A 15,667-nucleotide genomic window follows, 5' to 3' on the forward strand; every position below is an offset into this window, starting at 1 on the left:
GAGGGTGTTATCCAACATCGGATATGGAGTTATTACCGATCGGCGATGAAGTTATCCCACATCGTATTGGAGTTATCCAGCTTCGACTATGGTGATACCAACATCGGATATGGAGTTATCCAACTTAGGCGATGAAGATATCAATAACTACTGCCTAGGTACGGGCAAATCAAGAAAAACTTATCTTAGCATTACTTGCATCAAGCAAGTAAGTAAGTGGATGGTTAGGCTAATACCTGACTGTCTTGCTCTTTGGGCTTGCTAGTTACTAGCCGCTTGCCTGCTTACGTGTACTGAGCTTGTTATTGTCTTGTGAGTAATTCAGTAGGCTTATTTTGCATTTGCGCTAGCCATAAAAAAGGCGGCCAAGTGGCCGCCCTTTTTTAGGCTAAATTAAGCCTTGCTTGCACTAAATCAACATTAGAGTTGAATTACATGCTCTTATGGCAAGTACGTGCAATAACGTCTAACTGCTGCTCATGGGTTAAGTCGATGAACTTAACAGCGTAGCCAGATACACGGATGGTGAAGTTTGCGTACTCAGGCTTCTCTGGGTGCTCCATAGCGTCGATGAGCTTCTCAGTACCGAATACGTTAACGTTCAGGTGGTGTGCACCCTGCTCGAAGTAGCCATCCATTACCTGTACGAGCTTGTTGGTACGCTCGCCTAAGTCGTGACCTAAAGCATCTGGAGAGATGGTCTGGGTGTTAGAGATACCGTCTAAAGCGTACTCGTATGGGAGCTTAGCTACAGAGTTTAAGGAGGCTAATAAGCCAGACTTCTCAGCACCATATGATGGGTTAGCACCTGGAGCTAAAGGCTCGCCAGCCTTACGGCCATCAGGTAATGAACCAGTTGCCTTACCATAAACCACGTTAGAAGTAATGGTTAAGATAGAGGTGGTTGGCTCAGAGTTACGGTAAGTGTGGTACTTCTTGATCTTGTTTAAGAAGGTCTTTAATAACCAAACTGCCATCTCATCAGCACGGTCATCATCGTTACCGTAGCGTGGGAAGTCACCGGTGGTCTCGTAGTCAACTACAACACCCTGCTCGTTGCGGATGCACTTAACCTTGGCGTACTTGATAGCGCACAGGGAGTCAACCACGTGTGAGAAGCCAGCGATACCAGTTGCGAAGGTACGACGTACATCGGTATCGATGAGGGCCATCTCAGCAGCCTCGTAGAAGTACTTGTCGTGCATGAAGTGGATGAGGTTCAGTACGTTTACGTACAGGCCTGCAAGCCAATCCATCATAACATCGTAACGCTCCATAACCTCATCAAAGTCGAGGTACTCGGAGGTGATTGGACGGTACTTAGGACCAACCTGAACTAATGACTTCTCGTCAACACCGCCGTTGATTGCGTAAAGCATGCACTTAGCGAGGTTAGCACGTGCACCGAAGAACTGCATTTCCTTACCGGTCTCAGTTGCAGATACGCAGCAGCAGATGGAGTAATCATCGCCCCAGATTGGACGCATTACGTCGTCGTTCTCGTACTGAACAGAAGAGGTCAGGATAGAGATCTTAGCTGAGTAATCGCGGAAGCCCTGTGGCAGGTTCTTGGAGTACAGAACAGTTAAGTTAGGCTCTGGAGCTGGGCCCATGTTCTCTAAGGTGTGCAGGAAGCGGAAGTCGTTCTTGGTAACCATTGAACGGCCGTCCATGCCTAAGCCTGCCATCTCTAAGGTAGCCCATACTGGATCGCCTGAGAAGAGCTGGTTGTATGAAGGGATACGGGCAAACTTGACCATACGGAACTTCATAACGATGTGGTCAACGAGCTCCTGAGCCTCAGACTCAGTTAAGGTACCCTCGTTGAGATCACGCTCAATGTAGATGTCCAGGAAGGTAGCGATACGACCTACGGACATAGCAGCGCCGTTCTGGGTCTTGATAGCAGCTAAGTAGCCGAAGTATAACCACTGGAAGGCCTCACGAGCATTCTGAGCTGGGCCAGAAATGTCGTAACCGTAAGTAGCAGCCATCTCCTTCATTGCAGCTAAAGCACGGATCTGCTCGGAGATCTCTTCACGCTGACGAATGATGTCGTCGGTCATGATGCCGCAACCGCATAAAGATAAGTCTTCCTTCTTCTTAGCGATTAAGAAGTCGATACCGTATAAAGCAACACGACGGTAGTCACCAACGATACGGCCACGGCCATAAGTATCTGGAAGACCAGTAATGATCTTGTTCTTACGAGCAGCACGCATCTCTGGAGTGTAAGCATCGAATACACCCTGGTTGTGGGTCTTACGATACTCGTTGAAGATTTGCTCGTACTTTGGATTTGGGGTGTAACCGTAGGTGGTGCAAGCCTCCTGGGCCATCTTGATACCACCGTATGGCATGAAAGCACGCTTTAAAGGCTTGTCAGTCTGTAAACCAACAACCTTCTCAAGATCCTTGGTGCCTTCGCCAATGTAGCCTGGACCGTAAGCGTTGATGCTTGAAACGATCTCAGTTTCCATATCGAGAACGCCACCCTTTGCACGCTCTTGCTTCTGCAGATCCTGTAACAGGCCCCAGAGCTTATCGGTGTTATCGGTAGCTGGAGCTAAGAAGGACTCATCGCCGTTGTACTGAGTGTAGTTGTTCTGAATAAAGTCACGAACATCAATCTCGTCAACCCAGTGAGTGCCCTTAAAACCACGCCATTCTGTTCTCATAAAAATCTCCTGTGAGAAGTACAGAAACTTAGATCTTTTAACAGTTCACAAAGTGTTGCGACAATTTAGCGACCTACACTAGCAACCTTGGTAGCTTGCAAGTTGTAGTGTGCAATTTCACACCACCATATCGGTCAACTTTAAACACGAAAACCTGACTGTTGAGACTCAAGCACTTAGCTTGAGGTTTTGCATCCATTTGGAGCAATTTGCTAAAGACTCTCAACTAACGTCAACAATTTTGTGAACCAAATCAAAACTATGGGTTCATTATTCTCCTGTACTTGACAAAAAACAATCAAAACATGCAAATCAAGCATTTTTTTAGTTACTTGTGCAAAAGCCTCAAAACACCTCACAAATCGCATATACATCAGCTTTTAACCATATTTATCACTAAGATCACAAGATCTTAACAAGAGACCTCTTCTAGCTGTTTGTAAACTTATTATTTTGCCCTCCCCCGCAAGCCCAACCCCATTACAAATGGCGGATATAAGCACTTCGTGAAAATATTTTTCACCACTTATCAGCATCAAAGATCAGCACATTTCACCCTCAAAACCCCCTCTTTGATAAATCCTTTAATTAAGTAACTCCTTTAATAAATTAAGTTTAATAATTACTTGTAGCTAACACTATCCATAAAGCTGATATTTATCGCATTTATTACACTTTTAAACAACATAATGCGATGCCTCAAATAGCCATCATCCTTAACAAATTGAACACAAAAACCAATTAAAAAATTTTTCCTTAGCTATCATTTTTGATTACAAATACCGATGGCACTAAAAACATCTTATATACAAGTGTACAAGTACACACTTTGCAAATATTTCCCTTATATATGCTTTTGATGATTAATCTTGCTACACAGTTAAGCTGACTTTCATTTATGATTAAAAGTGAGCAATTTTTGCAAAACATCCAAGTTAGTCTAAACTAACTGTTTTTACATAAATTCCATAAGTTTTACTTATACATCATTAGCAATTTGGCTCAAAATAGCCTCTTCAATCGAGCAGAATCATCCTCTCAAAGAGAGCCACAGCATGAAAATTTACTCCACAAATTGCTACAACCTAATTATTTCCTCCAATAGATCGTGACAACATGCCGTCCAACGACACTAAGCAACGCCCTCAAAAGCTCGATAAATAAGCCATTTAAATACTTTTTTGCGCAGCAATGGCTCTGCCTACTAAGCCACAAGATGTTGAGTTCTTGCGGAATCTTGCAGCTTACCAAGGGCAAAATCACTGTTAAATGCTTTTGCAAAGAGAGAATAATGCAAGGATAGCTTGTGAATGCAGCACCGCACGCGAAGCAACTGCAGCATCTACTGCAGATATCAGCTGCAATGCATAGATTATCGATGACGATATATAAGCTATTGAGTGGAGCGGTAGAGGGGGAGATAGAGCGCTATTGAGCGTAGCGTTAGAGGGAAAAATAGAGTGCTTTTATGTAAAGAAGAACCAGCGGTGATATCTTCCCGCTGGTCTACATAACACTGTAATCAGTAAAGCTGCATTTCGCAGCTAAAAGAGGTGCGATTAATAGAAGCGAGAGCTGCTAAAAATCTGCGCAAGCCTGGAGAATTGCTTGGCGCTTAAACTTAGGTTGCAAAGTATCTAACAGCCGCAAACACGGTTGCAGAAGTATTCGATGCTGCTGCGATACTTTGCCGAAAATCGCTTAACTTACTCAAAGCTATCAAAGCTACCTAGATCAGAGCTTGTGATGCTTTTCAAAAGCATGTTTGTGCTACCTTCTGATAGCACGCTTGAGGTGCTAGCCCATAGCATGCTTAAGATGCATTCTAATAGCACTCTCATGCTGCTCATTTAGCTCGCTATCATGACCCAAGATCAGTAGGTATGCAGCCGATAAAGATCTCTGAATGCTGTTTTATAAGATCACCGCTCACCGCATCTAAGAGCTCTTGGATGCTTGATATCTAGCTGTCGTGCTTGGTGATACTGCTGCTACGCTGCAGCAGTATTGAGTAAGTGAGTATGTTTGTTTAGTGCTGTGTTTTTTCAGCAATGGTGCCAGTTACGTAGGCATGTAACAGAGCCTCGAGTTCCTTGATGGTAGTGCGGATCTTGATGCCATTATCAGTATCTGCAACTAAACGACGCTCATCAAACTTCTCAACTAAAGTTACATCTGAGTTAATGTCTACGTTCTCAGCTACTGCCTTCTCACAGCTTTCAAATGGAGTGTGAGCCTTGAAGGTAATACCACGGCTAGTAGAGATCAGAGTATAGCCAGCAATACCAGTGGTGTTATGGTAAGCCTTGCACAGACCACCATCGATTACGAACACACGACCATTGGCGCGTACTGGGCTTTCACCCTTGTTAACACGAATTGGAGTGTGACCATTGATGATGTGACCAGTGTTTGGATCAAGACCAAACTCTTCTAAGATCATGCGTGCTACTTCTTCCTTGTGATAGTGGGTGTAGTACGGATCTTTTGGCTCCTTGTGGGAAGTCTTGTCATCAATGAAGTAACGCTCAAATGGCTTCATAGTACGGCCGGATAATGGGCTGTTAAAGCCACACCACATGTAGTACATGAAGTCTAAGCTCTTACGATCGCGCAGTGCAAAAGCACGACGAGCGACCTTATCGCAGTGATCGAAGTAAGCCTTACCCTGCAGAGTCTTACCACCAACATCAACTGGACGGAAGTTACCATCCTCAGTCATTGGTACGCAGCCATGGAAGAGTAAGTTACCGTTGTAGCACTTGTACATAGATCCAACGTTAAAGAGGAATGCAACCTCACGCTGTAATTCTTTAGACTTAGCAAAAGACTCCTTAATGGACTCCATTAAGTAAGCCTCTTCGCGGCTTAAAGCAAAAGGATCATCAGGATTGATTGTTGGCAGCTCTGTAGTGTTGAGATTGTATACCTTACCCTCAATAGTTACAGTGCCATTCTTAAGATCCATCTTGTCCATAAGGAGACGATCTTCCATATGGAACTCAGGATTACGCTTAATGAGCTGACCTTGTAACTTCAGTGCAATAACGGTAATTGCCTTAACCATCTTGGCACGAGTTTCGTCCTCAACGGCATTTACCATCTGCTCATATTCTTCATCGCTATCTGCACCACGGCCATCGCAGTGGCTATTATCAACATGGACGTTGCCAACTAATGAGCAAGCAGCACCATTTGATCTCTCCTTGACCGGATAGGAGTAAGTCTTCTGAGCAAAGTCGGCAAGCTTTCGTAAAGAGATTGAGTATGCAGACTCAAGCAGGCCATAGTTGAAGTAGTTAACGTTGTTACGTAAAACTGTAGCGATACAGACCTCAGAGCCTAAAGCTGCACCCATCCACAGGATATCGTGGTTACCCCACTGAATGTCGATGCTGTGGTAATCCATTAACATGGACATGATGCGATCTGGGTTTGGACCACGATCGTATACGTCACCAACTACATGCAGATGGTCAACAGCAAGACGCTTTGACAGTGCACATAATGAGTATAAGAAGTGGCGTGCAGAGCGAGTCTGTAAGATAGTGTTAATAATCGCTTTGTGGTAGATAGAACGGCTATGCTCTTCATCATTCTGGGCGTGTAAGAGCTCATCGATGATGTAGCTGTAGTTCTGATTAATGGCCTTTCTAACCTTTGAACGAGTGTACTTTGCAGACATGTACTTACACAGCTTGATAAGCTTTAAGAGTGTCTCGCGGTACCACTGCTCGTTAAGTTCGTTACGGGAGCGCTTTAAACGCAGAACTTCACGTGGGTAGTAGATAAGGGAGCATAAGGCTGCTTTTTCTTCTTTGCTCATATCAAAGAGCTCTTCAACCTTATCGTGAATAACACCTGAGCAGCTATTGATGATGTGGCAGAATGCCTCGTACTCACCATGCAGGTCACTAATGAAGTGCTCAGTACCTTTAGGCAGATTTAAGATAGCCTGTAAGTTGATGATCTCAGAGAATGCGTCAACGCGTGTTGGATACTGTACTGCTAGCAGCTCTAAATAATGCTGGTCAATAAGAACGCCGTGACCATCAGGAGATAAATCATCGACGAATTGTTGAGCCTCACCCAAGACGTCTAAGCCTGAATCAAAAGTGCTCACCTAAAACTCCTTACATGTACTTCTACACTCATGTATGTAGCTACAGTGTTATCAATAAAGCTTTAAGCATTAAGGAGGTATCTACCTAGTTTTAATGCTAAATGCGAGTGGTAGCTATAGTGACTTGAGTACAGCCCACACACCAAAATCCTGTTTTAAATCATCAGTAAACCATTCTGCAAAGATAGATAAGCGCCATTAGTTTTAGGTATCTACATAATTCATACTTTAATAAGCCAAACCACACAAAATAATGAATTAGATAGATATAGCTAGTGCACTAAAGCTCATACCAGATAGCAAAAGAAATAGCCTGAGGACGCTACTGAAAGAAGAAGCAAAGACAAGAAGAGTTGAGATTGTTTCACACTCAGTGGTGCTAGATTGAACTAGATGCTATAGGTTTTGTTCTCTACAGATTTACCAGTGCGTAGTCGATTAACAACTACGTCGGAAAGAACTTAATTACGAGGAGTCACAATCTAAAGTGACGTAACATAAAGTGCTGTCCGCTGATGACGCGCTAGAGTTTAGCAAAGAGAGATATTGCAAAAAGACCTTATGTTTTGAAAATGCGACGATGCGCAAAATGTAAACGTTTACACAATATGATACAGATTATCATCTTTACAAAAAGCTACATATTAATGCGTAAATCCACGTCGAATAAGGCTTTGCGCGTTTACGTTGATAAGATGCGCTTATGTAACTGCAATGAAACATTTACATGCGACAATAAAAACACATTTGCATGCAAATCACTTTGAGCATACTCATCCTAACAATCACATTGCTATATCACCACTTTCTGACTTAACGAAAGATCACAAAGCAAGGATCATTAAGAAAAGGTTCGAACCAAACTGCATCTCATTCAAAGACAGCAGAGGCGCTGGGATGGCTAGGAGACGCCGGATGATATGCACTGCTTGGGTGAGATAGCGTATTTTGATTTAAATGGTCTTGAAAGCTTAATGGCACACGCGATAGTGAGCCTAAGATTATTGGCTATGCTGCTAAATCTTAGCCGCTAGCTATTAGCTGCATGCATGGAATTGCTAGCCATTAGCTGTAGGCATTGAATTGCTGCCCATTAGCCGCAGTCATTCAGATGCTAGCCATTGAGGCGATAGCCTTCACCAGTTTCAGTAATGATGAGCTGAGGAGCCTTGGGCTCGTCTTCGAGCTTAAGACGCAGGTTATAAATAACGATACGCAGGTGATTGCCATTATCGCTGTTAGGGCCCCATACCTGCTCGGTTAAGTACTTAGTAGATAAGACCTTACCTCGCTCATTTAAAAGGATGTGGAAGAGGCGCTTTTCAAGCTTAGTTAAGTGTACAGGGTTGCCATTTTTTAACAGCTCACCAGTATGCAAATCAATGTGGACATTACCAAGCACAATCTCATTGGTAATATCACTGTGATCTTTAGGAATAACGCGTCTTCTCAAACGTGCGCGAATACGCGCCATGAGCTCGCGATCGCCAAAAGGCTTCTTTACAAAATCGTCAGCACCAGCCTCAAGGATGGCAAGCTTTGCTTTTTCATCATCTTTGCTTGAAAGAACAATTACTGGAACCTTAGAGTATGCACGGATGGTGGCTAAGATCTCCATACCGTTGTCTTCGGTGATATCGATGTTAAAGAGGATAACATCAGGCTGTGTAGAAGCTGCAGTTCTAAGTGCTTGCTTGGTATTGCTAGCCTCAAAGCACTTGTAACCTTCATTGACTAGCTTACGGCGAAAACTAATACATACCAACTCATCATTGTCGATGAGTAGTACTGTACTGCGCTTAGCAGAATACAATGAACCCTTAGCTTTCTGATTGTCATTATCATCAGAAGCAAATAGAGACGCTGTATTAGTAATACCGTTCGATGAAGCCATACACTATTGGCGCAATTAAGCTACTTTAAAGATGAGCTTGCAAGCGCTTCACTCCTTCGTAAGTTCTTCTTTAATTACTCTGCACTTTAAGAGATTGAAAATTCATCATAGAACATGACAGTTATCGTAACTTTAGGTCGCTACATCTACATCTCAAATTGACAACTTGACTTAGAAAATACTTATAAGCTCCGCTTAATTAACAGCTTTACGTAAGAGCACTTTTTAGCATGCAGTAATTGAGAACCATGTACTTATGATGCTAACGAGTATGTTTGAATGTATTCCCCTTATGCTGAAGATACTGTTATAAAATCAAACCATGTATAAATCGCTAGAGACGAGCAAAACACGCAAGCTACCAAGTACTCAATTAAGGTATTAAAACAAGCCTACGAGCCTAGCAAGACTCAAACTAAATATACCAATCAATAGTTAGGCTTAGATAAAGCTTTCAATAAGCTTAAAGCTATCTTTGTCTAACAATATTTTGATCTAAAGGTTTTGAGAGCTAAAAAATCTCTCACATACCTTATTACAACAAAAGCAATATCAAAAATACTAGTTCACTGTTATCTTAGCACAGCATGCAGGATATGGCCTTTTTCTGTGAGCTATATGATAGATATATCCCCATTTTAAGCGCTTTTTCAAACATAACTACGTAAAAATAGGATTCCCTATTCTTTTCTGGCACTAAAGAGTGCATGCATATCAATACAAGCGATCTGTCTAAACACAAATCATTATGTATCCACTGTACTTTAGTTTTGATAGATTACTTAAGGCACAATAGTGTACTAATGCTTTTGAAGAATCTCTTGCACGTGCATATAAGCCCATCATGCACAAGCCAATTGAAGATAGCTAAATAAGAGACTTACGTTAATCACTTAGATAGTGCTAAATGAGATTTGCTTGAATAGAGGTGCACGCATCTGCTGTCATTGTCTTAACACTTGAAGCAGATTCGTGTATAAAAGGCGGGGAACACATGCTCTTAGCGTCGAGAGTCAAAGTCCTATAAAGGAAATCACTCATCTGCTAAGGCAGGTGCTCATGTGAATGCTTATAAGATCTCGCTCAAGCTAAGCATATGCTTATAAGCTCTAGCACGAGCTAAGTATATGCTCATAAGCTAATAACTAGCGCAAGCTAAGCATATGCTTCTAGCTACATTAGCGTGAACTAGCTTGATAAGACAGGAATGAGATAAAAGACTCGAAATAGCTTTCAGTATCGTCATTACGTCCTGAGATGCTAAGGAGTACTAAGTTGCCAGGCTCACCATAAACAAGGGCTTCGATATCATCATCGCAATTAAAGGCCCAAGCTTTCTTTAAGATGTTGGATCTTACTGGCAAAGTGCAATTCATCTGCTCAGCTGCTACGCGTGAGAAAGTCTCAGCACTTACTTGAGAGCCAGACTTATCAGCAATATAAGTAACGCTTACTGCAATAGAACCAGACTCGTGTACATAAGATAATGAGTTATCCATGCTTGGATTAGGCTGAACACTCCAAAATGGTGGGCATGGAATGTTTTGGGAGTAATCTTGTGCAGTAACATCATCTTTCTCTGCATGAACAGCCACTTTATCTAAGTTGTCATCAGCATAGGTTACACCTGCACAAACAGTAGCTAATACGGATGCTGCGCAAATAGAGCGCCATAATGATAGAGAGTGATGCATCTAAAAACTCCTTTTGCCCATACACATCTTAACTTTGCTGTGTACGATGGCCAAATACCTAACGGCAGCAATACTCAAATATAAACATGGCTGCCGTTAAATACTTTAGTAAAACTTACATTAGCTGCTTGCAACAATAAGGCTGCCATAGTGGCAGCCCTATTTTATGGCTCTCAAGTCGGCGATGATGCGCTGTTAAGCTGTACCTTAAGTACTTTCTTATATAGCAGCGCTATTTGTAATCACCTTAGAGCACAAAACGATAATTACCAATTACTTCTTGGCGTTAGCGTTCAGAGAGTCAACCATTTCCTGAGCGATGGTCTCAACAGGGCGATCACCGTCTAAAGCTAAGTAATAAGTCTTACCCTCAGATGCAAGCTTCTTGTAGAAAGCTACGAGAGGCTCGGTCTGGTTGTGGTAAACCTCAAGACGTGAACGTACAGTTGCCTCTTCGTCATCAGCACGGATTACGAGGTCTTCACCAGTTACGTCATCCTTGCCTTCAACCTTTGGTGGGTTGTAGACGATGTGGTAAGTACGGCCAGAGGCTAAGTGTACGCGACGGCCTGACATACGCTTAACGATCTTCTCATCAGGAACCTGCAGCTCTACAACGCCATCAATCTCGATGCCAGCCTCAACTAAAGCCTCAGCCTGTGGGATGGTACGTGGGAAGCCGTCAAATAAGAAACCGTTCTTGCAATCATCAGCAGCAATACGCTCTTTTACCAGGCCAATGATGATCTCATCAGATACAAGCTTGCCTGCATCCATTACAGCCTTAGCTTGTAAACCTAATGGAGTGCCTTCCTTGATAGCAGCACGCAGCATATCGCCAGTGGAGATCTGTGGAATGGAGAATGCCTTGGTTAAAGTCTGAGCTTGGGTACCCTTACCAGCGCCTGGTGGGCCTAACAGAATAATGCGCATGATAGCTCCTGCTGTTAAAAGTAATCTGATAATCATGCATTATACAAGATATCTTGCATACGCACCAAAACGAAACTTGCATCGCTATATGTACGCCACTCGCTAATAGCATGTAGGAGCGCTAGCGCTTAGCCGCTAGAGGATGGCGGCTTGCTATATCTTTGCCGCTAAAGTATGAAGGCCTGCTAGATCTTAACCACTAAACTATGGCGGCTTTATAGCTGTATGCCCAAAGGTGGGCTATAAATAAGAGCGTTGAGCCATGAGCGGAGCAGACGCAAGCGCTATAGCTTGAGCTTGAGCTTGAGCTTGATGAGGCAAGTGCGGCCATAAATACGACAAAGGCCATAAGTAGAGTGGTACTTATGGCCTTTATTTTTTGATGCCAAAAGGCAACTGTATTTAGCTTAAGCTAGTCATTAAGCCTCTAAGCCAGTAGCTACAGTCTTACGCTTGAGCATCATCTTGTTCATTAAAGATACGAACTCGCGTGGGTTCTTTAAGGTACCCTCATCAGCAAGAGTTGCCTGCATAAAGATGAGCTTTGCCCAATCCTTAAATATAGTCTCATCAATCTCGCTATAAGCTTCCTTAACGATCTCGTGATCTGGATTGATCTCCATGATGTACTTCTCGTCAGGTAACTCAGTGCCCTGCATCTTAGCAATGAAGCGCATCTGACGGCTAAAGCCTGCACCGGCTGCAGACTGAACTAAGCAAGCTGGAGACTCAGTTAAGGAGCTAGCAACACGAACATCTTCAACGCTATCGCCTAAAGCTTCCTTAAAGCGCTTTACGAGATCCTCGTTGTCCTTACGGAACTGCTCTTGCTTCTCCTTCTCAGCGGCATCTTCAAGATCGCCAAGCTCAAGGTCTGCTGCAGTTACGGAGATGAACTTCTTGCCCTCGTACTCATTTAAGAATGAGCACATCCACTGATCGATAGGCTGCTTCCATAAGAGCAGAACTTCGATATCCTTAGCCTTTAAACGCTCTAAGTATGAAGAGTTTACGGCCTTATCATAATCATCAGCGCACAGGTAGTAGATGTTCTTCTGACCTTCCTTCATACGAGAGATGTACTCGTCTAAGGAAACATTGCAACTTGCTGCAGTGTCATGGGTAGAAGCAAAACGAATCAGCTTTAAGACCTTGTTGCGGTTCTCGTGATCGTCAGAAACACCCTCTTTAAGTACGTCATTGAAAGCAGCAACAAACTTTGCATACTTCTCTTTGTCTGCACTTAACTTCTCGATGAGGCTTAAGGAACGCTTAGTAATAGCGCTCTTTAACTTACGAGATACCTTGCTCTCTTGTAAGAGCTCACGGCTTACGTTTAATGGCAGAGCATTAGTATCAACTAAGCCGCGCATAAAGCGTAAGTACTGAGGAATAAACTGCTCATCCTCATCCATGATGAATACGCGCTGTACATACAGCTTGATGGAGCTGTGATTGTCACGCATCATCAGGTTCATTGGAGCTACTGATGGGATGTAGAGTAATGAGGTGTACTCAAGCTCACCTTCAACCTTGTTATGAGACCAGGTTAAAGCATCTGCATAGTCAGTAAAGGAGTGCTTGTAGAAGTTCTGATACTCTTCATCAGTGATGTCTTTTGGAGAACGAGTCCACAGAGCCTTAGCGTCATTAACCTGAACATACTTGAAAGTCTGAGTAGGCTCTTTCTTCTCACCCTCTGCGCTCTCACCCTCATCCTTATTCTCTTCATAAACACTGTCATAAAGCTCAACAGGAGTAGAGATGTGGTCAGAGTACTTAGTGATAGCCTGACGTAAGGTCCAAGAGTCTAAGAACTCTTTCTCGCTATCCTTTAAGTGCAGAACGATAGAGGTACCACGGTTAGGTACATTAATGTTCTCTGACTCAAAGCTGCCATTACCAGTAGAGAACCAGCGAACACCCTCATCAGCAGAGGCATTAGCGCTACGTGAAATTACGGTAACCTGATCTGCAACGATGAAAGCAGAGTAGAAACCAACACCGAACTGGCCGATTAACTGTGAGTCCTTAGCTTGATCGCCAGAGAGGTTCTTGACGAACTCTTCAGTACCAGACTTAGCAATGGTACCTAAGTTGGCATTAGCCTCTTCTAAGGTCATACCTAAACCATTGTCAGAAATGGTTAAAGTACCGGTGTCCTTGTCAGCACGCAGACGGATCTTAAAATCTGGATCTTCCTTGATGAGATCTGGATTTGTCAGGGACATGAAGTGCAGCTTATCGATAGCATCAGATGCATTAGAAATAAGCTCGCGCAGGAATACCTCTTTGTTTGAGTAAAGAGAGTGGGCCAGTAAGTTTAAAAGCTTGGTAACTTCGGTCTGAAAGCCGTGTACAGTAGCTGACATTTAAAAAATTCTCCCAAAGCACATCTAACCGTCATAAGCGTTAATTTTTTAAGTTCGGCTTTTGTGTCATAAAGACCAGCAAAACGCTCATCAAACGCCATCAACAAACGGTGTCTTGCTGTTTGAAAGATATATGGGGACAGCTTGTTACACTTTCAAGTGCATCACTAAACTTTTTTTCACTTCACGCCACACAAAATACCCACCATCAGCCAAATTTATCAATGGTCGAGCACCTCATAGAAGTAATTAATGCCAAGAACAATTAACTTAAAGGTGGTGAGCTGCCAATGTCTGATCTTATTTAAAAAGATCCCCCTTCAGCTGAGGATCGCGGCACTGCTGTATGTGCAGTCATGCTAATAGATTCAGGTAGCTATTAGGCTTTTGAAGACAAGCATGCTTTAGCGCATGCAGAGCAATTAACAGGCGAGGTGTGTACGATCTTGCATTTACATGAGCTAGTTGATTGTGTTGCTAGCTCAAAAGATCATGACTTGAGCATGTGCCTATGCAAGCTCATGACTTAAGCATATGCCTTCGCCAGATCATGACTTAAGCATGTGCCTATGCAAGATCATGACTTAAGCATATGCCAGTGTATGCATTGATAGTCTATTTAAGATCGCAGCATGGCTTTAGCATGTAAGTGGAGTGAGAATGTGCCTAGATCATGGCATGGCTATGGCCATGGCATGAGATCGCCATGGCTCGTGTGCGATCTTTAGGACTCGTATGGGCGGCGGTTCATGAGAGCTGAACCGAGAGTCTTTTGGTCGACGTTATCAAGATCACCGCCTAATGGAACGCCTGAGGCGATCTTGGAGATCTTTTGTATGTTGTGGTGCTTAGCCATCGAGGCAATAAAGGATGCAGTTGCATCACCCTCAACAGTTGGGTTGGTAGCTAAGATCATCTCATCAAACTTGTTTTGCGCAAGCAGCTGATCGAGCTGATATAAGCCTAACTCTTTAGCACCAACTCCATCGATTGGAGATAAATGGCCGTGTAATACGAAGTACAGACCAAAGAAGTTATTACTATTCTCAATGGCCTCAACATCAGATGGACTTTCAACCACGCACAGAGATCTTGCCTTATGACGCTCCTCTGAGGCGCATAAATTACACAGATCATTATCTGAGTAATTACGGCAACAGCTACAGAGCTTGATATTGTTCATTGACTCGATTAGTACCTGGCCTAATTCAACTGCGGCCTGTCTACGTCTGTCGAGAAGATTATAGGCAATACGTGTGGCTGAACGATGACCAATGCCTGGCTGTATTTGCAGTGCTTTGATAAGCTTGTCCAATTGAGCGGATGATGACATCTTGTAACTTCTTAAAAAACAAAACCCGGTTTCCTGATTACGGATCACCGGGCTTGATGATACTCAATGCTGTCTACTTATATGACAACAGTATCCGTACGTACATCAAATGATGGACGAAACTTTAGAAAGGAAGCTTCATGCCTGGTGGCAGAGGGATACCAGCGGTAACCTTTGACATAACAGCCTTGCTCTCTTCCTCAACACGACGGCTAGCATCGTTGCAAGCTGCAGCAATCAGATCTTCGATCATTTCCTTGTCGATTTCGCCTTCAAATAAAGAATCGGCGATTTCAACACGACGAACTTCGTGACGACCGTTAACGGTAACCTTAACTAAACCAGCTCCTGACTCACCGGTGCACTCTAAGGCTGCTGCCTCTTCTTGAGCCTTGGCCATACGCTCCTGAAGCATTTGAGCCTGCTTCATCATATTGTTCATGTTAAACATGTAATCGACTCCCAATAATTCAATGCTGCTATTTTGACTAAGCTAGAACCAAAACACAAGGGTCTTAGATAAAAGCGACGAACAATCTCAACAAACGCATGCGATAAAAAGGCAAATTGCAAAGATAGATTGGTAGTCTTTATGTTGTGTATGAGGTCTAGCAAAAAGCTAGAGTCTATATATGAGACT

General features: G+C 43.2%; 8 protein-coding genes. All 8 read right to left on the reverse strand.

Features of this window, described 5'->3' with window-relative positions; translation table 11 throughout:
- Positions 1–431 precede the first annotated feature (431 nt).
- A complete protein-coding gene (pflB, locus tag H524_RS0104970; RefSeq protein ID WP_027939426.1) occupies positions 432–2,678 on the reverse strand; it encodes a formate C-acetyltransferase in 2,247 nt (748 codons plus the stop codon).
- A gap of 2,029 nt (positions 2,679–4,707) precedes the next feature.
- Entirely contained in the window at positions 4,708–6,801 is a 2,094-nt protein-coding gene (locus H524_RS0104985) for a fructose-1,6-bisphosphatase (protein ID WP_052338921.1), read from the reverse strand.
- A gap of 1,114 nt (positions 6,802–7,915) precedes the next feature.
- Positions 7,916–8,695: a response regulator gene (locus H524_RS0104990; protein WP_052338922.1), complete on the reverse strand. Its 780-nt coding sequence runs from the start codon at positions 8,693–8,695 to the stop codon at positions 7,916–7,918.
- A 1,178-nt stretch (positions 8,696–9,873) separates the two neighbouring features.
- Positions 9,874–10,389: a hypothetical protein gene (locus tag H524_RS0104995; RefSeq protein ID WP_027939430.1), complete on the reverse strand. Its 516-nt coding sequence runs from the start codon at positions 10,387–10,389 to the stop codon at positions 9,874–9,876.
- Between the two features lie 273 nt (positions 10,390–10,662).
- Positions 10,663–11,322, reverse strand: coding sequence for an adenylate kinase (gene adk, locus H524_RS0105000; RefSeq protein WP_027939431.1), 660 nt, complete (start codon positions 11,320–11,322; stop codon positions 10,663–10,665).
- Between the two features lie 419 nt (positions 11,323–11,741).
- Entirely contained in the window at positions 11,742–13,694 is a 1,953-nt protein-coding gene (htpG, locus tag H524_RS0105010) for a molecular chaperone HtpG (RefSeq protein ID WP_027939432.1), read from the reverse strand.
- 724 nt (positions 13,695–14,418) lie between these two features.
- Entirely contained in the window at positions 14,419–15,027 is a 609-nt protein-coding gene (recR, locus tag H524_RS0105015; RefSeq protein WP_027939433.1) for a recombination mediator RecR, read from the reverse strand.
- A 124-nt stretch (positions 15,028–15,151) separates the two neighbouring features.
- Positions 15,152–15,478, reverse strand: coding sequence for a YbaB/EbfC family nucleoid-associated protein (locus tag H524_RS0105020; protein WP_027939434.1), 327 nt, complete (start codon positions 15,476–15,478; stop codon positions 15,152–15,154).
- Between the last annotated feature and the right edge of the window lie 189 nt (positions 15,479–15,667).

The organism is Anaerobiospirillum succiniciproducens DSM 6400, assembly GCF_000482845.1.
Taxonomy (GTDB): domain Bacteria; phylum Pseudomonadota; class Gammaproteobacteria; order Enterobacterales; family Succinivibrionaceae; genus Anaerobiospirillum; species Anaerobiospirillum succiniciproducens.